This is a genomic window from Thalassobacter sp., assembly GCF_982993085.1.
This window is the reverse complement of the sequence record NZ_CEZFMW010000048.1, coordinates 1-25,476: the sequence shown is the minus strand read 5'-3', so window position 1 is coordinate 25,476 and position 25,476 is coordinate 1. Positions and strand designations below refer to the sequence as shown.

General features: G+C 56.9%; 27 protein-coding genes and 1 tRNA gene. 11 read left to right on the top strand and 17 right to left on the bottom strand.

Annotated elements, in window-relative coordinates; genetic code table 11:
- Positions 1–153: 153 nt before the first annotated feature.
- Positions 154–429, top strand: a complete 276-nt coding sequence (locus AC4GMC_RS09365; protein ID WP_038003285.1) for a DUF6477 family protein — start codon at positions 154–156, stop codon at positions 427–429.
- A 107-nt stretch (positions 430–536) separates the two neighbouring features.
- Here the strand turns inward: AC4GMC_RS09365 and AC4GMC_RS09360 are convergent, their stop codons facing one another.
- Positions 537–2,081 (bottom strand): trimethylamine methyltransferase family protein, encoded by a 1,545-nt coding sequence (locus AC4GMC_RS09360; RefSeq protein ID WP_487878150.1) that lies wholly within the window; start codon positions 2,079–2,081, stop codon positions 537–539.
- A gap of 134 nt (positions 2,082–2,215) precedes the next feature.
- On the opposite strand from AC4GMC_RS09360, the gene guaA reads away from it, so the two are divergent.
- Together guaA and AC4GMC_RS09350 are read left to right on the top strand one after the other, a co-directional pair.
- Complete coding sequence (gene guaA / locus AC4GMC_RS09355) at positions 2,216–3,790, top strand: glutamine-hydrolyzing GMP synthase (RefSeq protein ID WP_487878149.1); 1,575 nt, start codon at positions 2,216–2,218, stop codon at positions 3,788–3,790.
- A 35-nt stretch (positions 3,791–3,825) separates the two neighbouring features.
- Positions 3,826–4,539: a GNAT family N-acetyltransferase gene (locus AC4GMC_RS09350; RefSeq protein ID WP_487878148.1), complete on the top strand. Its 714-nt coding sequence runs from the start codon at positions 3,826–3,828 to the stop codon at positions 4,537–4,539.
- 20 nt (positions 4,540–4,559) lie between these two features.
- Here AC4GMC_RS09350 and AC4GMC_RS09345 read toward each other — a convergent pair whose 3' ends face one another.
- Entirely contained in the window at positions 4,560–5,780 is a 1,221-nt protein-coding gene (locus AC4GMC_RS09345) for an acyl-CoA dehydrogenase (protein WP_487879177.1), read from the bottom strand.
- Positions 5,781–6,136: 356 nt separating this feature from the next.
- On the opposite strand from AC4GMC_RS09345, the gene AC4GMC_RS09340 reads away from it, so the two are divergent.
- Entirely contained in the window at positions 6,137–7,030 is an 894-nt protein-coding gene (locus AC4GMC_RS09340; RefSeq protein WP_487878387.1) for a hypothetical protein, read from the top strand.
- Here the strand turns inward: AC4GMC_RS09340 and AC4GMC_RS09335 are convergent.
- The 3 genes from AC4GMC_RS09335 to AC4GMC_RS09325 form a co-directional block, all read right to left on the bottom strand.
- A complete protein-coding gene (locus tag AC4GMC_RS09335) occupies positions 7,018–8,487 on the bottom strand; it encodes a carboxypeptidase M32 (RefSeq protein ID WP_487878388.1) in 1,470 nt (489 codons plus the stop codon). The two genes, AC4GMC_RS09340 and AC4GMC_RS09335, sit on opposite strands and share 13 nt — an antisense overlap.
- 3 nt (positions 8,488–8,490) lie before the next feature.
- Complete coding sequence (ctaA, locus tag AC4GMC_RS09330; protein ID WP_487878389.1) at positions 8,491–9,624, bottom strand: heme A synthase; 1,134 nt, start codon at positions 9,622–9,624, stop codon at positions 8,491–8,493.
- An 80-nt stretch (positions 9,625–9,704) separates the two neighbouring features.
- Positions 9,705–10,460, bottom strand: coding sequence for an RNA methyltransferase (locus AC4GMC_RS09325; protein WP_487876746.1), 756 nt, complete (start codon positions 10,458–10,460; stop codon positions 9,705–9,707).
- Positions 10,461–10,541: 81 nt separating this feature from the next.
- On the opposite strand from AC4GMC_RS09325, the gene AC4GMC_RS09320 reads away from it, so the two are divergent.
- On the top strand, positions 10,542–11,174 hold the full coding sequence (locus AC4GMC_RS09320; RefSeq protein WP_487876747.1) for a thiamine phosphate synthase: 633 nt from the start codon (positions 10,542–10,544) through the stop codon (positions 11,172–11,174).
- On the opposite strand, the gene olsA is transcribed toward AC4GMC_RS09320, so the two are convergent.
- The 3 genes from olsA to AC4GMC_RS09305 form a co-directional block, all read right to left on the bottom strand.
- Complete coding sequence (gene olsA / locus AC4GMC_RS09315) at positions 11,155–11,994, bottom strand: lyso-ornithine lipid O-acyltransferase (protein WP_487876748.1); 840 nt, start codon at positions 11,992–11,994, stop codon at positions 11,155–11,157. The two genes, AC4GMC_RS09320 and olsA, sit on opposite strands and share 20 nt — an antisense overlap.
- Positions 11,991–12,758 (bottom strand): L-ornithine N(alpha)-acyltransferase, encoded by a 768-nt coding sequence (gene olsB, locus AC4GMC_RS09310; RefSeq protein WP_487876749.1) that lies wholly within the window; start codon positions 12,756–12,758, stop codon positions 11,991–11,993. The genes olsA and olsB overlap by 4 nt, the downstream gene beginning before the upstream one ends.
- A 159-nt stretch (positions 12,759–12,917) precedes the next feature.
- The gene (locus AC4GMC_RS09305) at positions 12,918–13,103 is read right to left on the bottom strand and encodes a DUF3553 domain-containing protein (protein WP_487876750.1); all 186 of its coding nucleotides are present in this window, start codon (positions 13,101–13,103) and stop codon (positions 12,918–12,920) included.
- 12 nt (positions 13,104–13,115) lie between these two features.
- On the opposite strand from AC4GMC_RS09305, the gene AC4GMC_RS09300 reads away from it, so the two are divergent.
- On the top strand, positions 13,116–13,742 hold the full coding sequence (locus tag AC4GMC_RS09300; protein ID WP_487876751.1) for a histidine phosphotransferase family protein: 627 nt from the start codon (positions 13,116–13,118) through the stop codon (positions 13,740–13,742).
- Positions 13,743–13,777: 35 nt separating this feature from the next.
- On the opposite strand, the gene AC4GMC_RS09295 is transcribed toward AC4GMC_RS09300, so the two are convergent.
- Genes AC4GMC_RS09295 through AC4GMC_RS09285 form a run of 3 tightly spaced genes read right to left on the bottom strand, consistent with a single transcriptional unit; the run spans position 13,778 to position 15,832 of the window.
- Positions 13,778–14,299: a gamma carbonic anhydrase family protein gene (locus AC4GMC_RS09295; protein WP_487876752.1), complete on the bottom strand. Its 522-nt coding sequence runs from the start codon at positions 14,297–14,299 to the stop codon at positions 13,778–13,780.
- Positions 14,296–14,964, bottom strand: coding sequence for a guanylate kinase (gmk, locus tag AC4GMC_RS09290; RefSeq protein WP_487876753.1), 669 nt, complete (start codon positions 14,962–14,964; stop codon positions 14,296–14,298). The genes AC4GMC_RS09295 and gmk overlap by 4 nt, the downstream gene beginning before the upstream one ends.
- On the bottom strand, positions 14,954–15,832 hold the full coding sequence (locus tag AC4GMC_RS09285; protein WP_487876754.1) for a YicC/YloC family endoribonuclease: 879 nt from the start codon (positions 15,830–15,832) through the stop codon (positions 14,954–14,956). The genes gmk and AC4GMC_RS09285 overlap by 11 nt, the downstream gene beginning before the upstream one ends.
- Before the next feature lie 200 nt (positions 15,833–16,032).
- Between AC4GMC_RS09285 and AC4GMC_RS09280 the strand changes: the two genes are divergently transcribed.
- On the top strand, positions 16,033–16,764 hold the full coding sequence (locus AC4GMC_RS09280) for a PAS domain-containing protein (RefSeq protein ID WP_487876755.1): 732 nt from the start codon (positions 16,033–16,035) through the stop codon (positions 16,762–16,764).
- Positions 16,765–16,868: 104 nt separating this feature from the next.
- Here AC4GMC_RS09280 and AC4GMC_RS09275 read toward each other — a convergent pair whose 3' ends face one another.
- Entirely contained in the window at positions 16,869–18,230 is a 1,362-nt protein-coding gene (locus AC4GMC_RS09275; RefSeq protein ID WP_487876756.1) for a class II 3-deoxy-7-phosphoheptulonate synthase, read from the bottom strand.
- 184 nt (positions 18,231–18,414) lie between these two features.
- Between AC4GMC_RS09275 and AC4GMC_RS09270 the strand changes: the two genes are divergently transcribed.
- Positions 18,415–19,392 carry a GlxA family transcriptional regulator gene (locus tag AC4GMC_RS09270; RefSeq protein ID WP_487876757.1) on the top strand — a complete coding sequence of 326 codons (978 nt, stop codon included), beginning with the start codon at positions 18,415–18,417 and terminating at the stop codon, positions 19,390–19,392.
- A gap of 5 nt (positions 19,393–19,397) precedes the next feature.
- On the opposite strand, the gene AC4GMC_RS09265 is transcribed toward AC4GMC_RS09270, so the two are convergent.
- Positions 19,398–20,654 (bottom strand): ATP-binding protein, encoded by a 1,257-nt coding sequence (locus AC4GMC_RS09265; protein ID WP_487876758.1) that lies wholly within the window; start codon positions 20,652–20,654, stop codon positions 19,398–19,400.
- Positions 20,655–20,691: 37 nt separating this feature from the next.
- Here AC4GMC_RS09265 and AC4GMC_RS09260 point away from each other — a divergent pair, with 37 nt between their 5' ends.
- Entirely contained in the window at positions 20,692–21,573 is an 882-nt protein-coding gene (locus tag AC4GMC_RS09260; RefSeq protein ID WP_487876759.1) for an MBL fold metallo-hydrolase, read from the top strand.
- Positions 21,574–21,675: 102 nt separating this feature from the next.
- Positions 21,676–21,750, top strand: a tRNA-Asn gene (locus AC4GMC_RS09255).
- Between the two features lie 110 nt (positions 21,751–21,860).
- Here the strand turns inward: AC4GMC_RS09255 and AC4GMC_RS09250 are convergent.
- Genes AC4GMC_RS09250 through AC4GMC_RS09240 form a run of 3 tightly spaced genes read right to left on the bottom strand, consistent with a single transcriptional unit; the run spans position 21,861 to position 23,868 of the window.
- A complete protein-coding gene (locus AC4GMC_RS09250; protein WP_487876760.1) occupies positions 21,861–22,865 on the bottom strand; it encodes a GmrSD restriction endonuclease domain-containing protein in 1,005 nt (334 codons plus the stop codon).
- Positions 22,862–23,455, bottom strand: a complete 594-nt coding sequence (locus AC4GMC_RS09245; protein ID WP_487876761.1) for a hypothetical protein — start codon at positions 23,453–23,455, stop codon at positions 22,862–22,864. The genes AC4GMC_RS09250 and AC4GMC_RS09245 overlap by 4 nt, the downstream gene beginning before the upstream one ends.
- The gene (locus AC4GMC_RS09240; protein WP_487876762.1) at positions 23,452–23,868 is read right to left on the bottom strand and encodes a very short patch repair endonuclease; all 417 of its coding nucleotides are present in this window, start codon (positions 23,866–23,868) and stop codon (positions 23,452–23,454) included. The genes AC4GMC_RS09245 and AC4GMC_RS09240 overlap by 4 nt, the downstream gene beginning before the upstream one ends.
- A gap of 41 nt (positions 23,869–23,909) precedes the next feature.
- Here AC4GMC_RS09240 and AC4GMC_RS09235 point away from each other — a divergent pair, with 41 nt between their 5' ends.
- Positions 23,910–25,052 carry a DNA cytosine methyltransferase gene (locus tag AC4GMC_RS09235; RefSeq protein WP_487879400.1) on the top strand — a complete coding sequence of 381 codons (1,143 nt, stop codon included), beginning with the start codon at positions 23,910–23,912 and terminating at the stop codon, positions 25,050–25,052.
- On the opposite strand, the gene AC4GMC_RS09230 is transcribed toward AC4GMC_RS09235, so the two are convergent.
- A complete protein-coding gene (locus tag AC4GMC_RS09230; RefSeq protein ID WP_487876764.1) occupies positions 25,049–25,417 on the bottom strand; it encodes a hypothetical protein in 369 nt (122 codons plus the stop codon). The genes AC4GMC_RS09235 and AC4GMC_RS09230 overlap by 4 nt on opposite strands.
- Positions 25,418–25,476 lie beyond the last annotated feature (59 nt).

The window sequence follows — 25,476 nt, the reverse complement described above, 5'->3', positions numbered from 1 at the left end:
TAATGTCTGTGGAAAACTATTTGAATTGTTTCCAAGAAGTAAACGCGAGGCAGGAGCGAACGGTGCAACCAATTCTCCGGCAACACAGGTCAAGTTTGTGGCAAATCTTAGCGATCACAAGACACCTATATTTTTCAACTCAAGGAATGTTCCATGTGCGATCTGACCCATAAACTTTCCCGCTTAAACCGCCCTGCATTACTGGTCCGGGCTGCACGCATGGGGGTGGCAGACTATAATCGCAAGAGGGACTTACGCCGTTTGACCCGGGTCGCGGTCCCTGCAACGTCGCGCAAAGCGCTGCCTATGCTGATGGACATCGAAGACAAGCTAGAAGTCCGCCGCCAGACAGGCGACGCCAACTATTCGCTTACCCGTCATGTCGATATCTTGATTGCAATGATGGGCGAGGCCCGAACATTAGGCTGAATTTGGAAACAATCAGCAGCGAAAAAACGCCCGGGTGTGGATAACACACCCGGGCGTTTGATATTGAGAAACAGTTAATCATTAGAACAAAGGGTAAACACGACGAATCAGATAAACGCGTCGGGCATGCCTTCTTTTCTCTTGGCAACATATTCTTTTAGACAGGCATCGACAGCTGGATCCAAGTGCGGCTGCTGATAAGCCGCGATCAATTTCTCAACCCGGGCACTCGCCAAGGCCTCAGTGTCGCGCGCGCCCTCTTCGAACCATGTCTCGAATGGTTTGTAGTCCAACATCTCGGACCGCCAGAACGCATCCTTAAAGTTCGCGTGGGTGTGCGCACACCCAAGGAAGTGCCCCCCAGGGCCGACTTCGCGCAATGCATCCATCGCTTGTGCGTTCTCGTCCACGGACACCCCGCGCGCGATATGGTGCAGAGTACCGAGTTGATCTGCATCCATCACAAACTTTTCAAACGAAGCCACAAGGCCGCCTTCGAGCCAGCCACAGGAGTGCAGCATAAAGTTCACGCCCGACAATAGACCGACATTCAGAGAATTAGCTGTTTCATACGCAGCCTGCGCATCCGGCAGCTTGGAGCCACAGAATGACCCCGCCGAACGATATGGCAAGCCCAAACGCCGCGCCAATTGGCCCGCACCATAGGTAATATGCGCCGCTTCGGGGGTGCCAAAGGTGGGCGCGCCGGAATTCATGTCGATAGAGGTCACGAAGGCACCGAAGATCACGGGCGCGCCGGGCCGGATCAACTGGCTGTACGCCACACCTGCCATGACTTCCGCCAATACTTGCGTCAGCGTGCCGGCCACGGAAACCGGCGCCATCGCGCCGCCCACGATAAAGGGCGAAATGATACTGGCTTGATTAGCGGCGGCGAATTCTTCGAGCGCGCCCATCATGATGCCGTCGAACGTCAGTGGTGAGTTGATATTGATCAGCGAGGTCATGACCGTGCGATCGTTCAAACCACCGAACAGGATATCGGACATTTCAATCGAGTCGCGGGCGCGCGATGGCTCTGTCACGGACCCCATGTAGGGTTTGTCCGACAGCGACATGTGCGCGTACAGCATATCGAGGTGACGCTTATTGACCGGAACATCGGTCGGCTCACACACGGTGCCGCCCGAGTGATGCAACCACTTGGACATGTAGCCCAGCTTCACGAATTTCTCAAAATCGGCCATCGTAGCATAGCGACGACCACCCTGGGCATCGCGCACAAAGGGCGGACCATAGACCGGTGCCAGCACGAGATTCTTGCCACCAATTTCAACGGACCGCTCTGGGTTGCGCGCATGTTGCGTGAATTGCGACGGCGCCGTTTGGCACAATTGGCGCGCCAGTCCGCGCGGAATGCGCACGCGTTCGCCGTCAATGTCGGCACCCGCCGCACGCCACCGATCAAGTGCGCCGGGGTTATCAACGAAATTCACCCCAATCTCGGCCAATACCGTTTCGGCGTTGGCTTCGATGATCTCAAGCGCCTCTTCGTTGAGGACCTCAAAGTTCGGGATATTGCGTTCGATATATTTGGCGGTCTCAACCGAAATCGCAGTCCGCTCCGCACGACGCGCAGCACCACCACCCCCGCGGCTCCGCCGACGACCTGTTTCAGCTACATTACTCATGGCACCCTCCGCGCTACATTTGGACATCACATAGCGTGCGATCCCGCGGGTACGAGGCTCTTTTCCGCCCCTTGAGGGCGCAAAGCGACATTGCCACGCTTGCGTACGCATGATTGCGCGCGTAGACCCGCGCCATGACAAATACCTTGACGGATACAGGCACCCACGAGCGCCTTTTGATCATCGACTTCGGCAGCCAGGTGACCCAGCTTATTGCGCGTCGCCTGCGGGAATTGAGCGTTTATTGCGAGATTCATCCGTTCCAAAACGTGACAGCCGAGTTTTTGGAAACCTTCGCACCCAAGGCGGTGATTCTGTCCGGTGGACCGGCCAGTGTTATCGACACAGGATCGCCCCGCCCGCCAGAGGCGGTGTTTGATTTGGGCGTGCCGATCTTGGGCATTTGCTACGGCCAGCAGGTCATGATGCATATGCTGGGCGGCAAGGTTGAGCGGGGCCATGGCACAGCTGAGTTCGGTCGCGCTTATGTTACACCAAAATCCGCGCTACCTATGTTGGATGGCTGGTTCGATGACGGATCGGAGCAGGTCTGGATGTCCCACGGGGATCACGTCAGTGCAATTGCACCGGGGTTTGAGGTTTTTGGCACCTCCCCCAATGCGCCGTTTGCGATCACTGCCGATACAGCGCGCAATTTCTACGCTGTGCAGTTCCACCCCGAGGTGCACCACACCCCAAAAGGCGCACGCCTGTACGAAAACTTTGTGCGTTTGGCTGGCTTTACCGGTGATTGGACAATGGGCGCCTACCGCGAACAGGCGATCGAAGCGATCCGCGCCCAAGTTGGCGACGGTCAAGTGATTTGCGGCCTGTCCGGCGGTGTCGACAGTTCGGTTGCTGCGGTCCTCATCCATGAGGCGATCGGTGACCAGCTTACTTGCGTCTTTGTTGACCACGGGCTGTTGCGTCAGGGCGAATCCGAAGAAGTCGTCACGATGTTCCGCGACAACTACAACATGAAGCTGATCCACGCTGAAGAGCAGGATCTGTTTCTAGGCGCGCTCGAAGGGATCAGCGACCCCGAAGTCAAACGCAAGACCATCGGCAAACTGTTCATCGATGTCTTCCAAAAACACGCGACAGCGATTGGCGACGCTAAGTTTCTGGCCCAAGGCACGCTGTATCCTGATGTGATCGAATCCGTCAGCTTCTCTGGCGGGCCTTCGGTGACAATCAAGAGCCACCACAATGTTGGGGGCCTGCCCGAAAAAATGGGTCTGAGCCTTGTTGAACCGCTCCGCGAGTTGTTCAAGGATGAGGTCCGCGCCTTGGGGCGTGAACTGGGTCTGCCCGCCAGCTTTATCGGGCGCCACCCCTTTCCCGGCCCCGGCCTTGCGATCCGTTGCCCCGGCAAGATCACACGCGCCAAGTTGGACATCCTGCGCAAGGCAGACGCGGTCTACATCGACCAAATTCGCAAGCACGGCCTGTATGATGAAATCTGGCAAGCCTTTGTCGCGATCCTACCGGTCCGCACCGTGGGTGTGATGGGCGATGGCCGCACCTACGATTACGCCTGCGCATTGCGCGCCGTGACCTCGGTGGATGGGATGACGGCAGACTATTATCCGTTTACCCATGAATTCCTTGGCGAAACAGCCACAAGGATCATCAATGAAGTCGAGGGCATCAACCGGGTGACCTATGACATCACATCCAAGCCTCCGGGCACGATTGAGTGGGAATAACCCTCTAGAACACCCATAGGAGTGCGGAATTGCCCATGAAACAGGATTTCAGTGTTGAGGGTTTTTCCGCACCCCCGCGGCCATCTGGCTTGACGCTACATGGCAAAACCGTTCGGTTAGAGCCTTTGGACCCGGATCGACACGGCCCCGGCTTGTGTGATGCCAATGCCACCGACACGAATAATCACAACTGGTCCTATCTGCCTTATGGGCCCTTCCCGGATTTTCCGAGCTATCACGCTTGGCTCAAAAGCGTGGCTGAACAAGAAGACCCTGTGTTCTTCACGATTATCCGCCTGTCCGACAATCGCCCGGTTGGCGTCGCGGGTTTTCTGCGGATAAATCCCCGTGATGGTTCCATCGAGGTCGGGCACATCCACTTTTCACCATTGTTACAACGCACTGTGGAAGCCACTGAAGCGATGTTTCTGATGATGCAATGGGCCTTTGACAGCGGCTACAGGCGGTATGAATGGAAATGCCACGCGCTAAACGGCAAAAGCCGCGCGGCCGCGCAACGCCTCGGGTTGTCGTTCGAGGGTGTTTTTCGACAAATGTCGATTAATAAGGGCCGCAACAGAAACACGGCTTGGTTTGCGGCCATCGATACCGAATGGCCCGCACTATCCGCGTGTTTTGATAAGTATCTCTCGGCTGAAAACTTCGATGCCGATAATCAGCCCAAACTGGCACTATCGGCCCTAACGAAACCACTGCTGTACAAAACTGACAGCATGGATTTCAGTTAGGCCGCCCTACCCCGTAAACCCTAGAAAAACGCCTGCAAACCCGTTTGCGCCCGCCCAAGAATTAAGGCGTGGACATCATGGGTGCCTTCGTAGGTATTTACGGTTTCAAGGTTCATCATGTGGCGGATCACTTGATATTCCTCCTGAATACCATTGCCGCCGTGCATGTCCCGCGCCATCCGCGCGATCTCTAGCGCTTTGCCACAGTTCTGGCGTTTGATCATCGAGATCATCTCTGGGGCCGCGCGCGCATCATCCACCAAACGTCCGACCCGCAGGGCCGCTTGCAGGCCAAAAGCGATGTCCGTCTGCATGTCCGCCAGTTTCTTTTGAAACAGCTGTGTTTGCGCCAAGGGTTTGCCGAACTGCTTGCGATCCAACCCATAGGTACGAGCCGCATGCCAACAGAATTCTGCGGCCCCCATGACGCCCCAACCGATGCCATAGCGGGCGCGGTTCAGGCAACCAAATGGGCCTTTCAGGCCTTGCACATGGGGCAGCAACGCCTCGTCGCCGACCTCGACGCCATCCATCACGATTTCGCCCGTCGTCGAGGCCCGAAGCGATTGCTTGCCTCCGATTTTCGGGGCCGACAGGCCGTCCATTCCCCGCTCCAGCACAAAACCGCGGATTTTCCCGCCATGCGCTTCAGACTTGGCCCAAATGATAAAGACATCCGCAAATGGCGCGTTTGAAATCCACATTTTGGACCCAGTGATCCGGTACCCTGTCGCGGTTTTCTCAGCGCGAGTTTTCATACCAGCGGGGTCAGAGCCCGCATCGGGTTCGGTCAGGCCAAAACACCCAATCAAGCTGCCAGCTGCCAGACCCGGCAGGTATTTCACCCGCTGTTCTTCGCTGCCATAGGCATAGATCGGATACATCACGAGGCTCGATTGCACGGACATCATAGAGCGATACCCACTGTCGATCCGCTCAATTTCTCGGGCGACGAGGCCGTAGGTCACATAGGACGCGCCAAGGCCGCCATATTCCTCGGGGATGGTGATGCCCAGCAAACCCGCCTCGCCCATTTGGTTAAATATTTCAGGTGCTTCCACCTCTTGGGCGTAATCATCAATCACCCGTGGGGCCAGCCTGTCAGCAGCAAAGGCCGCGGCCCCATCGCGCAGGGCCCGCTCATCATCGCTCAGTTGATCTTCAAGGTAAAAGGGATCGGCCCAGTTGAAGGCTCCCATGTCTGGCGCGTCTTTGGCTTTGATCTCTCGCGTGACGTTCATGGTGGATCTCCCTCACTGTGTTGTGTGAACTCTACGCCAGCCTTTTACAGGACGAAAGGGGTGCTGCGCGCCATCGGTCGGGTTTGTTGATCGGCCAACACAGGACATTCCGTCCACCTTTTATGCCGCCAGTTTGCTGCTGGGGTTGTCTGTAATTGTATTGGGAACAATACTCAGATCACTGTTCTGACCAAGCAAGAGCTTGGTCGCTCAAATGGATAAACCAAGGCCGCAACCCAATTCCGGCCACATTTCAACGCTAGACGGTGACAAGATTCGGTCACAGTGATCATCGGCGCGCCCAATTTGCGGGCGCTAAGTTGGCACCATCAAGTTTTTTGCCTGTGGGGGCACAAATGTTTGAACAGCAAAGCGACCAACTTGCAGCGTTGCAGGTCCTCAGCGATGAACTTGGTTTTTTTGAAGCCATCGACGCGCAGCACCACGCCTTTCATGTGACCGGCGGTGATACACTGCTGGTCACCTTTGAAAGCGGCGCCAAGCTTTGGGGCCCTGATGTAGCGACCGCGATTGATGCCTCCCTCTTGATGATCCACGCAGATGGGCCAACATGGTTTCGAAGCCCTGATCTGTTCGATTTTGTGGATGACCTCACGGATGAGGGCTTCTTTGATGATTTCGACACGGTCCTATTTGCCGGTGCCGGTATGGGCGCCTACGGCGCGGGGGCGTTTTGCGTGGCCGCCCCGGGCGCCGAGGTTTTGCTGATGCAACCGATCGCAACGCTTGAACGCGCCAAGGTCCCGTGGGAAGTGCGCAACCGCAAGGCTTGGTCGCTGCGCTGGGGCCCGCGCTATAGCTATGCGCCGCGTTCGGTTCAGGCAGCCAACCACGTGACTGTCATCTCAGACCCGACCGAGACACTGGATGCGATGCATGCCAGCTTGTTTCAGGCGGATCACACCACTCATCTGCGGATACCCCACGCGGGACCGCGCGTGTTGACGATGCTGCATAGTATGAACCTTCTGACGCCTCTGTGTGAGGCGGCGATGGCATCCACCCTAACGCCGCGCGTGTTCGCGCAACTTTGGCGCGCCCGACGAGAACATCATCCCTACATCAAGGGGTTGCTCAAAAAACTGATCAAGGCCGACCGCAAGACCATGATCCGACATTTGTCCCGATACACCCTCGCGCGCAAAGAGGTGACTGGTCCCGCGCACGAGTTAGATTTGGTTAGTGAGGCCTTGGACAAAGCCAAAACCATGCGAGCTCAGAGATTGTAGAGGTCGCTAAACTTCGCCTCGAGGTAACTGAGCAAAGGCTCAGGGCTTGGTGCCGCGCCTGTGGCATGAGTGATCGTTTCAACCGGGGTACGCAGCCCACCGTGGGTTTGTACCGCATCGCGCAGCCAAGTCGTAGCAGCCGAGGCATCGCCCTGCGCAAGGCCCGCATCAACATCGGGCACGGCCGTGCGCATGGCCACATTGAGACAGCCCGCGAAAACATTCCCAAGCGCATAGGTTGGGAAATACCCCATCAAGCCAACCGGCCAATGGACATCCTGCAAAATCCCGTTTGAGGGTTTATCAACGACAATCCCGAAGTCGGCGGCAAAACGGTCGTTCCAAGCGGCCTCTAGATCATCAACCACCAGATCGCCCGCGATCAATGCACGCTCTAGATCAAAGCGCAGCATGATGTGCAGATTGTAGTTCACCTCATCAGCTTCGGTACGGATGTAGCCCGCCTCAGCCCTGTTCACGGCACGGTAAAAATCCCGCTCAGACTTCACACCGAAATCACCGAATACATCGCGCATCTGTCCGTAAAGCCAGCCGCTAAACGCCTCGGATCGACCCATTTGATTTTCATAAATGCGGCTTTGGCTTTCATGAACACCCATCGATACGCCGCGTGACAACGGCGTCAGCAGGTAATTTTGGTCGATGTTCTGCTCATAACAAGCATGGCCAACTTCGTGGATTGTCGAATAGAGGCAATTGAACGGATCGTCTTCTGCCACGCGTGTGGTGATCCGCACGTCTTGTCCGGAGCCAGAGCTAAAGGGGTGCACCGCTATATCAATGCGCCCCATGTCAAAGTTATAGCCAAAGGCTTGCGCGACTTTCTCCGACAGAGCCAATTGGGCGGCCTTGTGAAACGTGCCCTGAACCTTAGGGGCTGGTTCTTCTGCTAAAACACTGGCCCGCAGATCAACCAAACGCGGGCGCATGGCGTCAAACATCGCTGCGATTTCAGCCCCATTCGCACCGGGCTCATAGTCGTTCAAAAGCGCATCATAGAGATCACCACCTGTGGCAAGGGCCGCAGCCTCTTCGCGCCGAAGGGCCACGACCTCATTCAGCCGGGGCAAGAAAGCCGCGACGTCTTCCTCGGAGCGCGCCTTGGCCCATTCGCCTTGGCTCAGCGATGTGACCCGCGCAAGTTCCGCGGCCAACCGTGCAGGCACCTTATTGTTGCGCGTGTAGCTTTCCCGGATTAGGCGTAAGGCCGCATCCCCAGCAGCATCGGGCGCCGTAGCTGTGTCCAGCCAATCACCAATACGCGGATCGGTGCGGCGTGCATGCAGGACCCCCTCCATCGCGGCCATTTCCTCGGCCCTTTGTGGGGCCGCGCCACGGGGCATGACCGTTTCTTGATCCCAGCCAAGCCGACCCGCGACCTGCCCCAAAGCTTCGGTTTCGCGTTGGTGGGCCATCAGGTCGTCAAATGCAGGCATGGTTTAGCTCCGAACAGATTGTGGCAAGGGATATACGGTACGGTGACGCGCGCGCATGACCAGAACAATCAACACGACCGCCCCGAACTGGTGCGCAATCGCCAGATGCCATGGGGCGGAGTTCATCACCGTCACGATCCCGATCAACATTTGAACGACACCCATGGCCAGAACCCCGGCAAAGGCGGCAGACGTCGCGGCATTGCCCGACTTGCGCCCACGCAGCCAACCCCAGATCAGGCCTAGGAACAAAACGTACCCTGCAATGCGGTGGAAAAACTGAACCGTCCCGTCGTTTTCAAACAGGTTGCGCCAGACGGGTTCCAGCACCCACATCTCTGGCGGCGTAAAGGCACCAGCCATCAGCGGCCAGTCCACGTAGTTGCGCCCGGCATCGATGCCCGCAACCAACGCACCCAGCAGGATTTGAACAAACGTCAACGCCAGCAAAACGGTCGCTAATTTGCGCAAAGACAAGTTGCCTTCACGGCGTGCGACCAGCAGCTCCGATTGGGGACGTGAAAGCATCAACATGTACCACGCGATCAACGACAGGATCACAAAGGCAAGGCCAAGGTGGGTGGCCAACCGATACGAGGCCACGTCAAGCATCGTACCCGTGAGGCCCGATGACACCATCCACCAGCCAATCGCGCCTTGCAGCCCACCAAGGCCGCCAAGCACAACGAGCCGCGGTGTCCAGCCAGCGGGCACCTTGCGTGCGAGCAAAAGCCCCAAAAGGCCCACGGCCCAGACCAACCCGATCACACGCCCCAACTGGCGATGCCCCCATTCCCACCAATAGATGACCTTAAACTCGGCCATGCTCATGCCTTGGTTTTGCAGTTGGTATTCGGGAATTGCGCGATAAAGGTCGAACTCTGCCTCCCACTGCGCGGCATTCAAGGGCGGAACCGCGCCCGAGATCGGGTTCCATTCCGTAATCGAGAGCCCAGAGTCCGTCAGCCGTGTCAAACCACCCACGGCGATCATCAACACCACCAAAGCAAACAAAACGCCAAGCCACGCACGCACAGCCTTGCGGCCACCCGAGCGGCCCGTGCGATCAATCACACCCGCCTGTGTCGCCGGTTTTTCTGCCTCGGTCACATCTTCAAAAATCGAGCGTCCGGCCATTCTGCCCTCCAGAATTTCGTTCTCGTCTTATCTATTCAGATAGTTGCACGCGGCAACCCATGCGCCGCAAGGTCGCGGGTCTAACCGCGCTCTTTCCAGCGAACCATCTGCCGCATCATTCCGTGGAAAGTCTGAGCGTCCGCACGCGTCAGCGGCATCCGGCTCCAGACATTGCGTAGATGTCGCTTCATCGAAGCGGCCTTTGCCTCAGGGAAAAAGAAACCCGCACGGTCAAGGGTCGTTTCATAATGATCGGCCAGCGCATCAATCTCTGCATGATTGGCCCATACCGTGCCCGCCATTTCCATCTGGGTGGCTTGGGCCTGTTCCACTTGGCGGCGCCATTCATAGCCCATCAACAGCACACATTGCGCGAGATTAAGCGAAGGAAAATCAGGGTTCACCGGCACGGACACAATCGCATTGGCCCGCGCGATATCATCGTTTTCAAGGCCTGCGCGCTCTGGCCCGAACAACACGCCCACACGCTGGCCTTGGGCCATGCGCTTGGCCGCTTCCTGCATGGCGGCTTCGGGCGTGAACACGGGCTTGGTCAGATCACGGTCGCGCGCGGTTGTCGCAAAGACAAAATCGCAGTCAGCGCAGGCCTCAGCCGTGGTATCGACCAGCCGAGCCGCATCCAACACACGTCCCGCCCCACTGGCCAAAGCCACGGCACGTTCATTGGGCCAACCATCCCGAGGCGCCACGACCCGCATGTGATGCAGACCAAAATTCCACATCGCGCGCGCACTGGCACCGATGTTTTCGCCCATCTGAGGGCGGACGAGGATTATCGCAGGATGGGCGGCGGGCGGTGTAAACTGTTCGGACATGCCGCCTCCTAACGCGCGCCCCATTGCAGCGCAACGCCCAGCGGGTCTATGAACGGTCAAAACGTATCAGAAAGTCCGCCCATGTCAGACGACACCACACTCCCCGAGCAGCCGCAGATCTATCTTGTGACGCCCCCAGCGTTTGAGCTGGAGACCTTCCCAGACCTTTTGTCCGCCGTTTTGGACGTTCACGAAGTGGCCTGCCTGCGCCTCGCGCTTGCGACCAAAGACGAAAGCACCCTTGCCCGCGCCGCCGATAGCATCCGCGAACTAGCCCATGCCCGTGACCTAGCGGTGGTGATTGACACCCATATCGGACTGGTCGAGCGGTTGGGCCTCGATGGTGTGCACCTGACGGACGGTTCGCGCGCAGTGCGCAAGACCCGCGCTGATCTGGGCGAAGACGCTATTGTCGGCGCGTTCTGCGGCACGTCCCGCCACGATGGAATGACAGCTGCCGAGGCCGGAGCCGATTACGTAAGCCTTGGCCCCGTGGGCAGCAGCGTATTAGGCGATGGCAGCACTGCAGACTTTGACACGTTTGTTTGGTGGTCCGAGGTGATTGAGGTGCCAATTGTCGCCGAAGGCGCCTTGGACATTGCCTTGATCGAGGCTTTGGCCCCGCACACGGATTTCTTCGCCATCGGAGAAGAAATTTGGGCCACGGACGATCCGGCTGCCGCGATGAAGGCTCTCACTGCGCCGCTTCGCTGATCCCGCCTGCGGCGAGGCCTGCTCGAATTGCAGCCTCGCACTGGCGTGCCATTTCTTTGCGGCTCGTGACCTCGGCTGTGGCGATCGGAGTATGGTAACGAACCACCACCTGCCCCTGCTTTGCTGCGGCCAGAACCTTTAGCAAATGGCTCCCAAAACTCATATCGCCCCACCAGCCGTAAAAGGCGGGCTCTGCACCATCTGGGGCGGTATACACCACCGACACAGGTTGCACCGCCATGTCGCGCGGCACACCTGGCGCAAAGAACGCCGCAAAGAGCGTTGATTTGAATGGAAGAACCCTGCGCCCATCCGTAGACGTCCCCTCCGGAAAGAAGAGCAGTTTGTGCCCAGCGGATAGACGATCCTCAAACACCTTTTGCTGGGCTTTTGCATCAGCGGCACGTCGCGCGATGAACACTGTGCCCGTTGCCCGCGCGAGCCAACCGATACCCGGCCAGCCAGCCACCTCAGCCTTGGACACAAAGTAAATCCGCTTTGACGCGTTAAGTGTAAAGATATCGAGCCAAGAAGCGTGATTGGCCACAATCGCGCCGTGGGCGGGCATGGGCGCGCCCTCAACCCGTCGCTGCATCCCAAGGATGACAAAAGCCGCGATGCAAACACCTTGGGTAATGTAGGGGGTCACGGGCCGGCTTAGCCCACACAGCGGACGTTCGATCAGGCGCACGAGCAGCAATAGGATCAGCCCGCCGAATGTGACGCAGCCAAGCACCGCACCCCTCCAGATCACGCGCAGCCAGCCCGCCACTCCGAACGGGTTTTGGACCGGGCGTTCACCGTTGTCCCAAGGGGTCATGGCCGATCCTTTTGCATGTAAAGTGCCCGCTGCTTTTCCGAAAGATTGTTAATGTCGAGCACGAGGCACACGTCCGTTGTATTAAACCGGTGATCCACCCAAGCCCCAGCGCCAACACAACCACCCAACCGCAGGTATGCCTTTATTAACGATGGTACCGCACGCAGCGCTGCGGGGCGATCGATCTGGGCTTCAGGCAGTCGGTTCATCTCAACGGCGTGAGGCGGTCTCGCGACTGGGCACAGATTTGCAGGTGCCAGATGCCGGTGATGCAAGAGCGACAAAGGTGCAGCCAAAGCCTCCGGATCGGTGCCGTGAAACGAAGCCACGCCAAACAGGACTTCGACGTTACGCGACAGGACCAAATCGGCCAGCGCTTGCCACAGCAGCATCATTCCAACACCGCCGCGATAGTCGGCCTTCAGGCAAGACCGACCTAATTCCAATACCTTGCGACCTGTCTTTAAGAGCGGCGTTAGATCGTATTCGCTGGCTGTGTACCAGTCGCCGGCCAGCTTGGCGTGTTGCGCCATCATCAAGCGGTAGACCCCCACAACGGGGTCAGTCGCCCGGGAGTGATCTATTAAAAGCAGATGTTCAGCGTGCTTATCAAAGGCATCGCGCTCTAGGCGCAAGTCGTGGTCAACCATTGCGCCATCACCGCCCAATTCCGCCACGAACACCTCATACCTTAGCCGTTGCGCGGCGCGGATATCCTCTGAGCTGGTGGCGAGGCGCGTTTCAAAGCGTGGCGTGGAAGACATTGATGATGGGCTCAAGACGTTTGATGCATCGGGTGTATCAGACACCGGTTGGGATGCAACGTGGGGGACTTCGTGATCGTGATTGGGACAACGCCCACCGCCGTGGTAACTTTACGTTAACCTTAATGGGCGACACATATTCACAGCCGCGGGGTGCGGCTACATATCATAAACTGGAACGAGCATTACCTTGGCACTGTCAATCACCACCTTGCCCTCTTCTTCAAAGTTGACCGTGACCCGCCCGCCAATGTTGGACTGGACTTGCCCAATCCCCCACTCCGGTGCTTGCGGGTGGCGGACCAATTGGCCCGGCTCAAGCAGTGCATTCATTTCTAAAGACATGGGAGACCTTTCATGACCGATACCACCGAACGCCCTCTTACGGATACTCAGAATGCCGATTTGGCGGGACTGGTGGGCTCTCGACTTTGTCATGATCTGATTAGCCCAATCGGCGCGATTGGCAATGGTCTTGAACTGTTGGAATTGTCGGGAAGCGCCCCCACCGAGGAGATTGGGCTGATCCGTGCCTCGGTACAGGCTGCATCGGCGCGTATCTCTTTCTTTCGCATCGCTTTTGGCGCGGTAAAGGGCGAACAACTAATCAGCGCCCGAGAGGTCAGCTCAACCCTAAACGCCATGTTTGACGGGAGCAGAACCAAGGTGTCTTGGGCGGTCGACGAAAGCTATTCGCGGACCGAAGTACGGCTGGCGTTTTTGGCGATCGCCTGCCTTGAATCCGCGATGGCGTGGGGCGGGATCATCGAAGTCCGCAGGTCGCGCGATGCGTGGGTCCTCCACGCCACTGCGGAGCGGCTGAAAGTTGAGGAACCACTCTGGGACACGTTGCGTCGGACCCGCTCAAACGCAGAGATCACGGGCGCCACAGTTCAATTCGGATTGCTCGCGCAATCCGCTCTCGAAACCCGCCGACCCGTGTCTGTCACACTCTCGGACGGATCGATTTCCTTGCTCGTTTAGCGGGTGGTTAAAAGGTTAAGGCCGTCGCCCAAAGGTTAAACGGCAATCATACCGTCCCGAAACCGCCGCGCGTTGGCTTGATACCGTTCAGCCGATTTGATCAAATTGGCGCGCACGGATGGATCAAGCTGTTTGACGACTTTTCCGGGGCTGCCCAGCACCATTGAACCGGGGGGGATTTCCTTGCCCTCCGTCACCAAGGCCCCAGCTCCGATTAGGCTGCCTGCGCCGATTTTGGCCCCGTTCAAAATAATAGCACCCATGCCGATTAACGCGCCCTCACCGATCTCACAGCCGTGCAGGATCGCCTTGTGCCCAATGGTGCAATTCGTTCCAATAACAAGCGGATAGCCCATGTCAGTGTGTAAAACGCAGGCCTCTTGAATGTTGCTGCCCTCGCCAACTGTGATCCGTTCGTTGTCACCGCGAAGCGTCGAGCCGAACCAAACAGAGCTATTCGCAGCCAAGGTAATCTTGCCAATAATGTTGGCATCGGGCGCGACCCAGGCGGTCGCGTCAATTTCGGGATGAACACCGTCTAGCGCGAAAATTGTCATGTTAATCTCTCCCTAAATTCTGCGTTCAGATCACGAACAAATCCGGCCAAGCCCGGTTGCCGATCTCGGTGAAGGCGCTCAGCCGTTAGCACCGTTTTCAACTTTTCTTCGGTTTCATCGATATCTTCGTTGACCAGAACATAATCGTACTCGGCCCAATGGCTGATCTCGGCCTCTGATTGCGCCATGCGGGTCGCGATCACGTCTGGGGCATCTTGCCCACGGGCACGCAAACGGCGATCCAACTCCGCGATTGAGGGTGGCAAAATAAAGATCGACACCACATCCTTGGACAGGGTCGAGTTACGGACTTGTTGCCCACCTTGCCAATCAATATCAAAAATCACATCGCGTCCGGCTTCGATGGCTTCTTGGACTGGGGCGCGGGGGCTGCCGTAGAGATTGCCGAAAACCTCTGCGTGCTCCAGCATTTCGCCCGCATCGATCATTTCCTCAAAATGTGCACGCTCGCGAAAATAATATTCGCGCCCGTCCAATTCACCGGGACGCGGCGGGCGCGTGGTCGCGGAGACTGAAAAGCTCAACGAAGCATCCCATGCCATTAACCGTCCCGCTAGCGTCGACTTTCCCGCACCCGACGGGGATGACAGAATGATCAGAAGGCCGCGGCGTGTGCCCGCCAATGAGGTTTGACTACTCGACATTTTGTACCTGTTCTCGCATTTGATCGACCACTGTCTTGAGGCTCAGACCGACCTCCGTCAACGCGGAAAACTGCGCTTTTGAGCACAGAGTGTTCGCCTCACGGTTAAATTCTTGGGTTAAGAAATCCAGTTTGCGGCCCACAGGCCCATCGACTTCCAACAAGGCGCGTGCCGCGACCACATGAGCGCGCAAGCGATCGATCTCCTCTGTGACATCGGCCTTTACGGCCAATGCGGCGATGTCGTGCGCCGTCTTGTCTGGGTCGGCATTGGCTTCTTGGACCCGCGCTACGGCATCAGCAAACACCTTGGCCATGTGATCGGATCTTGCCTGAGCCAAATCAACGGCGGCTTCAATGCATAGAGCGATTTCATCCACCTGGGATGACAGGATGTCACGTAGTGAAGCGCCCTCTTGGGCTCGCATCGCATTAAAGCTCTCGATTAATTCAGCAAGGTCCGAGAGTAAAACATTAAGCGGAACAGTCATTTCTCCGCCAGCACCAACGTCGAGCACACCGCGCAGCCCCAATATATCGGCTGCGGACATCGGCGCGAGGGTCATGCCCCGCGCATGCGCCTCAGTTTCCACATTCTTCAGAGAGGTTAACACGGCTGCTAAGGCATCAGGACTTACCCGAAGGGGCGCATCGCCTCCAGCCGGCGTCACCTTGAGCGACAGGCTGACGTTACCGCGCCCCACGACTTCCGCAAGTAGCGCGCGGGCCTCTTTTTCTAACCCATCAACACCATCGGGCAAACGCAGACGAATATCGAGCCCACGCGCATTAACGCTGCGCACATCCCAACTTCGGTGGCTGTGCTCATCGCTGCGCTCCAACGCCGCAAAGCCCGTCATCGACTTCATAGGTACCTCCCCCGCTGTTGCCCTATCCTGCCATACCCTCCGACCAGTCCGAGAACAACGTTTACACTTTTCAAAGTCGTTAACCATTGGTGAAGAAATTAGCGCTAATTTTTATTAACTCGTGTTAAATCGAGGGCCGGAAAGTTTAACGAGTGGTTTCGAAAGTCTTTCGGAAAGACTGTGTAAAGGGTGCTGGGCTGATGCAAAATTCAATCGATGGTCGCGGGGAAGCGGCGTGGAGCTTTCTGACCCAACGGCTAAGCAAGACGAGCAAAACGTTCGGCGATGTACTGGGCTATTGGCATAGCCTCCGGGTGGGGACCGCCCTGCCCGCGCGGTCCGATCTGGACCCTCGGGTCATCCAAGCGGCCTTGGCCAACGCCTTCATTCTGGACCGAATTCGCCCTGAGACAATTCGGATACGCGTGGCGGGTGGCCATATGAATGAGCTGATGGGAATGGAAGTTCGCGGCATGCCCATACGCGCATTTTTTGACCTGCTGGAGCGTCGCCGCCTGATGAGCCTGGTTGAGGCGGTCTTCAGCAAGCCTGCTCTATTAGAGCTAGACCTCGTATCGAACAATCGGTCTGGACCAACGATCGATGGCAAAATGCTCATCTTGCCCATGCGCGGCGCGGCGGGAGATGTGAACAAGGCACTTGGCTGCTTTGTCACCCAGGGTGACATAGGGCAAACGCCCCGACGCTTTCGCATTCAACGCGATGTTCTGACCCCGATTGCTGCAACCAACACCCCCAAACCTGCGCCTGCAATGGCAGGGTTTAGTGAGCCTGCAACTGCGTTTGAGGCACGCCCAGCTGGCGAAGGACCAAAGCCAAACTCCGACACTCGCCCCTCAAATCAGGTCCCCAAGGACCTTGAGGCTGCGTCTAAACCCGGTCCCGTCCCGTGGCTTCGAATTGTGCGCTAACGTATTCACACTGAATAACAAAAAAGGCGCGTACGAGACGCGCCTTTTTTGTCAGACAATTGAAAACTGTGCACTCCCAATTGTCTGACGTTTGTTTTCTTGCCCTAAACGGCGGCGCGGCGCGCCTCACGCGTGCGCTGCAACTCCTCGGCCACAAGGAACGCAAGTTCCAACGACTGGCTTGCATTCAAACGCGGATCGCACGCTGTGTGATAACGCGAGGACAGATCCTCATCCGTCACTGCGCGGACACCGCCGGTGCATTCAGTCACGTCCTGACCAGTCATCTCAAAATGAACGCCGCCGGGAACTGTGCCTTCTGCGTTATGGATCGCAAAGAACTCTTGGACCTCGCGAAGAACGCTTTCAAACGGGCGTGTTTTGAACCCGGTCGAGGATTTGATAGTGTTGCCGTGCATCGGGTCACAGGTCCAGACAACCTTAGCGCCCTCTTCGCGAACCGTTTTGATCAAACGGGGCAGATGTTCACCTACATTGCCCGCGCCAAAACGCGCGATAAGCGTCAATCGCCCAGCTTCGTTTTCGGGGTTCAGCTTCGCCATGAGAACCTTGAGATCCTCGGGCGTTGTGGTCGGGCCGCATTTCAGGCCGATTGGGTTTTGAACACCACGGCAGAATTCGACATGCGCGCCATCCGGCTGACGGGTCCGATCCCCGATCCATATCATGTGACCGGATCCTGCAATCCATTTGCCGGAGGTGCTGTCCAAACGGCACAGCGCTTCTTCATACTCTAGCAACAAAGCTTCGTGGCTGGTGTAGAAATCGACGGTGCTGAGTTCTGCGTTGTTTTCCGCCGTCAGCCCTGCCGCGGTCATGAAATCAAGCGAGTCTTGGATAGCGTTGGCCATATCGCGGTAGCGCGCCGACCAATCGTCGGTGGTGCCAAGCGTCCACGCATGGACCTGATGGATGTCAGCGTAGCCACCCTTGGAGAACGCGCGCAACAGGTTCAGCGAAGCAGCAGCCTGCGTGTAGGCTTGCAGCATCTTGTCCGGGTTGGGAATGCGGGCTTCGGGTGTGAAATCCAGCTCGTTGATGATGTCACCGCGGTAGCTGGGCAGTTCAACACCATTTTTCACCTCGGTGGGCGCGGAGCGTGGCTTGGCAAACTGCCCCGCCATACGACCAATTTTGACCACTGGCACTTTGGCGCCGTATGTCAGCACCATGGCCATTTGCAGCATGACCTTAAATGTGTCCCGGATGTTGTCGGCGGAAAATTCGGCAAAGCTCTCGGCGCAATCGCCGCCCTGAAGCAAAAATCCTTTGCCTTCGGACACGTCAGCCAAGGCACGACGCAATCTGCGGGCCTCGCCTGCGAAAACCAGCGGAGGATAGCTGCCAAGCTTGCCCTCTGCAGCCGACAAAGCGGCTGGCTCGGTATACTCAGGCATCTGCACCCGAGGTTTGTTCCGCCAGTCTGTTTTGCTCCACGGTGTCATAGCCGCAATCCTCTTGTAAAAGCGCCCCATCGACGAGGCCCCAACTGTATAGACCGATGATTTTTATTCCGCCAGACGTCCTTTGCGGATGAAGCGGGCTTGTCAGCGCTGGAAAATCCTGTTTTGCGTAAAACTCACCGCGCGCGGGAAGAACGCGGGAGCGATAAGAAAAGGGAGGCCGGTCATGGTCATACAGCCAGCCAAAGCAGAACGGCCACGCCACTTTGTTTTTGTGCTTTTGCCCAATTTTTCGATGCTCAGTTTTGCCTGCGCGATCGAAGCCTTTCGGATCGCTAACCGCATGGCGGAGCGTGAACTTTATTCTTGGACGCTTGCGGCTGAGGGTGGCGAAACGGTTCAGTGTTCAAGCGGCATTACGTATCAAGTTGACCAAGATCTTGACGAGACAAACCGCGACGACACTGTCCTGTTGTGCGGTGGCATCGGGGTTCAAGAATCAACCACCAAACGGCTGCTCAACTGGGTCCGGCGCGAAGCGCGGCGCGGTGTAACGCTGGGGGGGCTTTGTACTGCGGCCTACACTTTGGCCAAGGCTGGCCTGCTCGACGGGAAAAAAGCTACGATCCATTGGGAAAACCAAGATAGCTTTTTGGAAGAGTTTCAAGAGGTCAATCTCACCAAGTCGGTGTTTGTGATTGATGGCAATCGCATCACGACGGCCGGGGGAACCTCTTCCATCGACTTGATGCTGAAAATCATCGCGCAGGATCATGGCGAAGACCTCGCAAGCCTGACGGCTGATCAGTTAATTTATTCGTCTATTCGCACGGACCAAGACACACAGCGCTTGTCGATCCCGACACGCATTGGCGTGCGCCACCCCAAGCTAAGTGCTGTCATACGCAAGATGGAACAGAACATCGAAGAGCCAATTTCGCCCTCGGTTTTGGCCCAAGAGGTTGCCATGTCGACCCGCCAGCTGGAGCGTCTGTTCCGTCGTTACCTCAACCGTTCACCCAAACGGTACTACATGGAAATTCGCCTCTCGAAGGCCCGCAATCTGTTGATGCAAACAGATATGAGTGTGATCAACGTGGCCTTGGCCTGTGGTTTTGCCTCGCCGTCGCACTTTTCCAAATGCTACCGGGCGCATTACAACACTACGCCTTATCGAGAGCGCGGCACGCAAACCACGCGCTAAGGGTTCTATTTCGGCAAGACCAATTCTGCGCGCAGGCCACCCATGTCAGGGCTGTGTTCAAGCATCAACGTGCCCCCGTGCGAACGGGCAACATCAGTCACAATCGCAAGGCCAAGGCCGACTGACCCGCTTCCCGCCCCGCGCGCGGCGTCTAGTCGTGTAAACGGACGGGTGGCTTTTACGCGGTCTTCTACGGCGATGCCGGGGCCGTCGTCTTCAACAATAAACCGAAGTGCAGCGGGGGCGTCCTGAACGGTTAGCCGAACATGTTTGCCATAACGAAACCCGTTCTTGATCAAGTTCGACAAAGCACGCTGCACGGCTCCTACCTGCATTGGGGCCACGCACGGCCAGCCCGGCAGGACCAAACTGACTGCATCACCACCCCGTGCAAAACCATCGGCAACAGTTTGGGCCAAAACTACCGCATCGTGGGGTTCCACCTGCGTCTCGGCGCTTTCGCGCGCGAAATCCAAAAACGTGTCGATGATCTGTGCCATTTCATCGACATCGCTTTTCAGTCCTTCGGCATCTGTCGGCTCCATCATGCTCAGCTCCAACCGCATCCGCGTGAGCGGCGTGCGCAGGTCATGAGACACCCCGGACAAAAGCAAAGTGCGTTGATCGATATGCCGCTCGATCCGTTGGCGCATGTCTAAAAACGCTGTGCCCGCTGCGCGGACCTCGGTGGCGCCCGTAGGTGAATACGGCAGAGACCGCCCCCTTCCAAAAGCCTCAGCAACACTGGCCAGCCGCCGCAGCGGACGGATTTGGTTACGCATGAACAAGAACGCCACAAGTGTCATCAAAAGCGAAGTCACGACCATAAGAACCAGCAATTGATGCGGATTGCTGGCAGAGACCCGGCTGCGCGAAAAGCTGATCGTTTGACCGTCCAACCCTAGGACCACCAGATTATCATCTGTTGCCAAGTCGACGCCTGTGATCGCAGGAAATTCCTGATGTAGATGCCGCGCAACGACCCGACCGGACAGATCATAGAACAACCGGCTATCCCCTGTCGGCCCTGCGCCTTGCGATAAAGTGATCCCCAGCCGCTCGGCCAATTCTGGCGCCTCAAGGACCAGTCCGAGGTCTCGCGACAACGTCCCCGTCATTTGCAGCGTCACGTCTTCGAAATGCCGTTGCAGAAACATGACGGACACGACAAGTTGGATCGTGATTATCGGCACGATCAAGATAAGAGCGGCGCGTCCGTAAAAGCCACGGGGCAGTGCGCGTTTGAGAAAACCAGAGGCCATAGGCGCACCCTATCGGCCCCCCGACGCGGAGTGAAGCGTGATCCAGACCCTAGCCCCTGACCTTCGCTGTATACTTGCGCCCAATCCAAGCCCGATGACAGAAAAAGGCACAAATACATACCTGTTAGGACAAGAAGACATTGCTGTTGTCGACCCCGGCCCGAAGGATGCCAAACATCTTGAGGCGATTCTGACCGCCTTATTGCCCGGCCAGCGGATCAGCCATATCCTCGTCACTCATAGCCACTACGATCATTCCGGCCTCGTGCCCGAATTGGCGCAGGCCACAGGCGCGCCAGTCTATGGGTTTGGCCCATCTCATGCCGGGCGCAGCGCATTGATGGAACGCCTTGCGCAAGACAATACTTTGGCAGGCGGCGAAGGGATTGATCCCGACTTTGCGCCCGACATCGCCCTGCCCGATCTGACCCAGATCGCGGGCACAGGTTGGAGCCTGACCGCCCATTGGACGCCCGGTCACATGGCCAACCACCTGTCATTTGAATGGCATGAGGGCCGCGCGCTCTTCACCGGGGATATCGTGATGGGATGGGCCAGTTCGCTGATTTCGCCACCCGATGGGGATGTTGGCCAGTTTTTCACCAGCCTCGACCGATTAGAAAGTATTAACGCAGATATCCTGTTTGCAGGCCACGGCGCGCCGATTCATCGGCCGGGCGACCGGATTGAATGGCTGCGGAGCCATCGCAATGAGCGGTTGCGCGCCGCACAAGACGCCCTGACCCCTGATCCACAAAACTTGGATGCATTGATCCCCCAACTTTACTCCGATGTCCCAAAAAAGATGTGGCACGCCGCCGCGCGCAACCTGTTGGCCACCCTTATAGAACTTGAGAAAAGAGGCGCCTGCCACAGCCTTCCTGCGCCAGGTTTGAACGCCCGCTTCAAGCTACCGTAGCGTCACATAAGTCGGCATTTCGAGGCTAATGCAAAACCTTTTGAAAAAGTCGCAAAAAGCCTCTGGACGCCCCCCGCAGCCATTGTTATAGCCCCCACATGGTCCGGCGTAGCTCAGCGGTAGAGCAGTTGACTGTTAATCAATTGGTCGTAGGTTCGATCCCTACCGCCGGAGCCAAAGAATTAAAGGACTTAGCGCTCACCCGCTAGGTCCTTTTTCTTTCCAAGTACAGCATAGACACAGCAAACACGGTTCGGATCGTACGCTGGGCTGTCCCAACCGGTAAATTACTCCGGCACGATAATGGAGCGTATCGCGCGACCACGCTTCACCCTTGCACTTCGGTCATTGGTAGATTGCAGTGTTGCTGTGAAGTAATCACCAGTCGCCCCTTCCGGCGTCGCTTCTGCATTCCGTATTGCGTCGACCTCTTCGAAGAACTCGGCCAGTCGGCTGCCTACTGCACCGAAATCCAACTGAATGGCGTCACGATTTATGGCCCTATCCAGCTCTATGAACAACGTATAGAAGTCGGCTTTCTTCCAGGCACGGCTGTCCCTAGAAAACCCCATTTGCTTCATTGCGTCAAAGACAGACCGGTAACGCGCCTCCAACTCCTCGGCTTCCTCGAATTCCTCGTTATACCGTTCGAGATATTCTTCAACCTCATCGTCACGATGAAAATAGTCGCTCATCATGGTGGCCGAGAGTGATGCCACAAAGGAAGTGTCCTTCATTCGACGGATATCAAGCGCGCTAAATACCCGGTTATCGATAAAGAAATCGTCTTGAGCCAGGTGCTCGCAGAATTGCTTAAACTCGCCTAGATATGCAGCGTTGAAACGCTCCATGTCATTCAAATCATACGAAGTTGCATTCATCCTTTGGAAGACTGCGCGGATGTCATCGATGTCGATAATTCCAAGGTTTCGTACAGACACGTCGTAGTTCAAAAACGCTCGCTTTTGATCTTCCTCCAAGTCAGAATAGCGAGTGATTTGTTGTGTCCGTGCGAACGGTTTTACTCCCCTGAAGTACTCGTCAATGGTTCTCACCCTCTGCTGGCCATCGACTAGAAGTTCGATCGCATCGCCAGTCTCCGTGTCTACCTCGCCGGATGCGACATATATCTCAGGAAATGGGTAACCCAGCAGGATAGTATCAATGAAAGCAATCTTGTCCTTACTCGTCCAGACCGCCCGCCGCTGAAAATCCGGCGTTGGTTGCAGATAACCGTCTCGCAAAGACTTGAGAATTGAAGTGATTTTCCTGCTCTCAGGCGCGGTTTTCATGTCAGTTCCTTTACATAGAGTCTGCACTCGGAAAGGGCGGACCCGACGTATTCCTCCCAAAAGTGCTCATCAAGATAAATGCCAGCGGCAATCTTGTATCCACCATATTCTCCACTGGCTTGCAGAGAGCGGAAGAATTCAAACCACTCTTTTGACAAAGGGAAGTCTGCGTCCCTTGGTAGCTTGTCTGGACGAAGCCAGCCACGGAATAAGTACTCGCGAAACTTACCTGCCTGATCCCAGTCGCCAACATCCACCCAATGAGAAAACGTTTCTTGCCAGTAACGGAGGAAAAGTGGGCTGGAGATTATTGCTACGTCGATATCGGATTCGTCACCGAAATGCGACAAGGCAGGCCGTTTTGGCTTTGGTCTGAGCGTGAACCCTAGTTTAGCCGAGCCAACGAGCACGACATCCCTTACGGATACATTGAGATAATCAGAAACACTGCGCCTCAATGAGGCTTGTTGTCCGTTGTCAAGCACTGGCCCCGAGGTGGAGTAGTAATATCGATCAACCAGCGTTTTGTTGTCATGTTCGTCGATGTCGCGCTTAAAGCATTCAAGATTATCAATAATATCTTGCGTCACTCCGGATAACCCTTTTGAATTTGCATGGCCAGAGCTTCAAGACGCGCGGGGTTGATTTCACACTCCCAAACGACCCGCGGGTACCAGCCCATTTCCTTAAGTTCGGCTGATACTCTGATGTCACGTTCGACATTAGCTGCGAGTTTTCTTCTCCAGAACTCGGTCCTTGTTTGCGGCAGCTTGGCTTTCCGGCAATCTGCGTGCCGGTGCCAGAAGCAGCCATTCACAAATACTACACTTCGCTTTGAGGCAAATACCAAATCTGGGCTTCCTGGAAGTTTCTTATCGTTAACCCGGTACCGAAGCCCTTGCGAATGCAAGAATCGGCGCACCATGAGCTCAGGCTTGGTGTCTTTGCCCCGCACTCTTGCCATAACTTGGCTGCGTTTTTCAGGGGCGAAAACGTCCGTCATCCAATCTTTCTCGTTCCCGTCCGGTCCTCAATACGTTAGGTATGGTCTTAAATAGAGTAGTAACTCAAGATGTAGTTGATTCAATGAGCCTCAACTTCGTAGACCTTTTTTCTTGCGGTGGCGGAATGTCCACCGGCTTCACTAGCCTCGGGCACCGCACAATCGGCGCCGTGGACCTTGAGGTGGCTAAGCCGAGCCATGGGACGGGGGCGACTTTCTGCAACGATACCTACGAACGCAACCTCGGGCTTCGTCCGATGTCCGCGGACCTTGCTGTGACGGGTCCAGACGAAGTCGCATCGCATTTCGGCTTCGAGGCCCGCGATGTACACGTCTTGATTTCCTGTGCCCCCTGCACGGGCTTTAGTCAGAAGCAGAGCCGGAACCACGTCCTGGACGATGGACGGAACAGCCTGGTGACCCGTGCCGCCGAATTCGCCGAGGCATGGCGCCCACAGTACGTGGTAATTGAAAACGTGAAGGAACTGCTGCGCGGTCGACACAAGCACCACTTCCAAGGTCTTCATCGTGGCCTCACCGACCTTGGCTACGAAGTTTTCGCCGAGATACACGACCTAAAGGACTTTGGCCTGCCACAGAGCAGAATACGCTCGTTGATCGTGGCCAAGCTCGGCGGGGCATTTCACCTCGACCTGCCTAGGGTCACTGCGCGGACCGTCCGTGACGCGATTGGTCACCTTCCTCCGGTGGTTGCCGGTGAGGCGCATCCGGACGATCCCATGCACGTCTGCCCACGTATCAACGGTCACTCGCTGGCTCGGATGCAGGCTATCCCGAAAGACGGCGGGAGCTGGACGGACTTAACGGAGGAGCAGGCGCACCTGCGCATCCCTAGTATGAATGTCGAGAAACCGGGCTCCTTTCCCGACGTCTACGGTCGCCTCGCCTGGGATAGACATGCGCCCACAATCACGCGCGAGTGCAGCCACCCAGGCAACGGACGCTACAGCCACCCTGAGCAGGACCGGTTACTGACAGTAAGGGAGATGGCCCTGCTGCAGGGCTTCCCGCCCGACTACCACTTCGAGGGCTCATTGTCTTTCAAGTACCGTCAGATCGGCGACGCGGTTCCACCGATGATTGCGGCGATGATTGCGAAGGCCATAGGTGAGGACGCTGAAGGGCGCGGTGCTACGCCTGACCAGATGCGGCTGGCCGTCTAGCCAGGGCGACCGAGCTCCCACCAAGCGTGCAGGGGGCAGAGCTCGACGTCCAGACCTGAAATAGTCACCTTCTCGACGCTCCCGTCCAAAACTAAACGGAAGGCCTTGCGACCGTTCATCGTGACGTTGGCGCCAGTGCCACCCGCATTGGTCAGTGTGCCGAAGTCGTCGGAAGCCAAGTGCGCGACCATCGCGAGGACGTCCTTCGGTATTTCCCTGAGGTCGTAGTGTACCCGCTGGTCGTCGCCGTAGCTCCGCAGAATGAAGATGCGTTCGTACTCCTCCAAATGTGACAGCACTCGCTGCCTCACCTGTTCAGGGGCGTCAGCGTGGCTGTCTAAGTCCCTGATCCAGCGGGCCTCCATCAGCTTGCGTGTTTCGCGGGATGGTGGGCACAGATTTCATCTGATCGTGGGCAGTGATT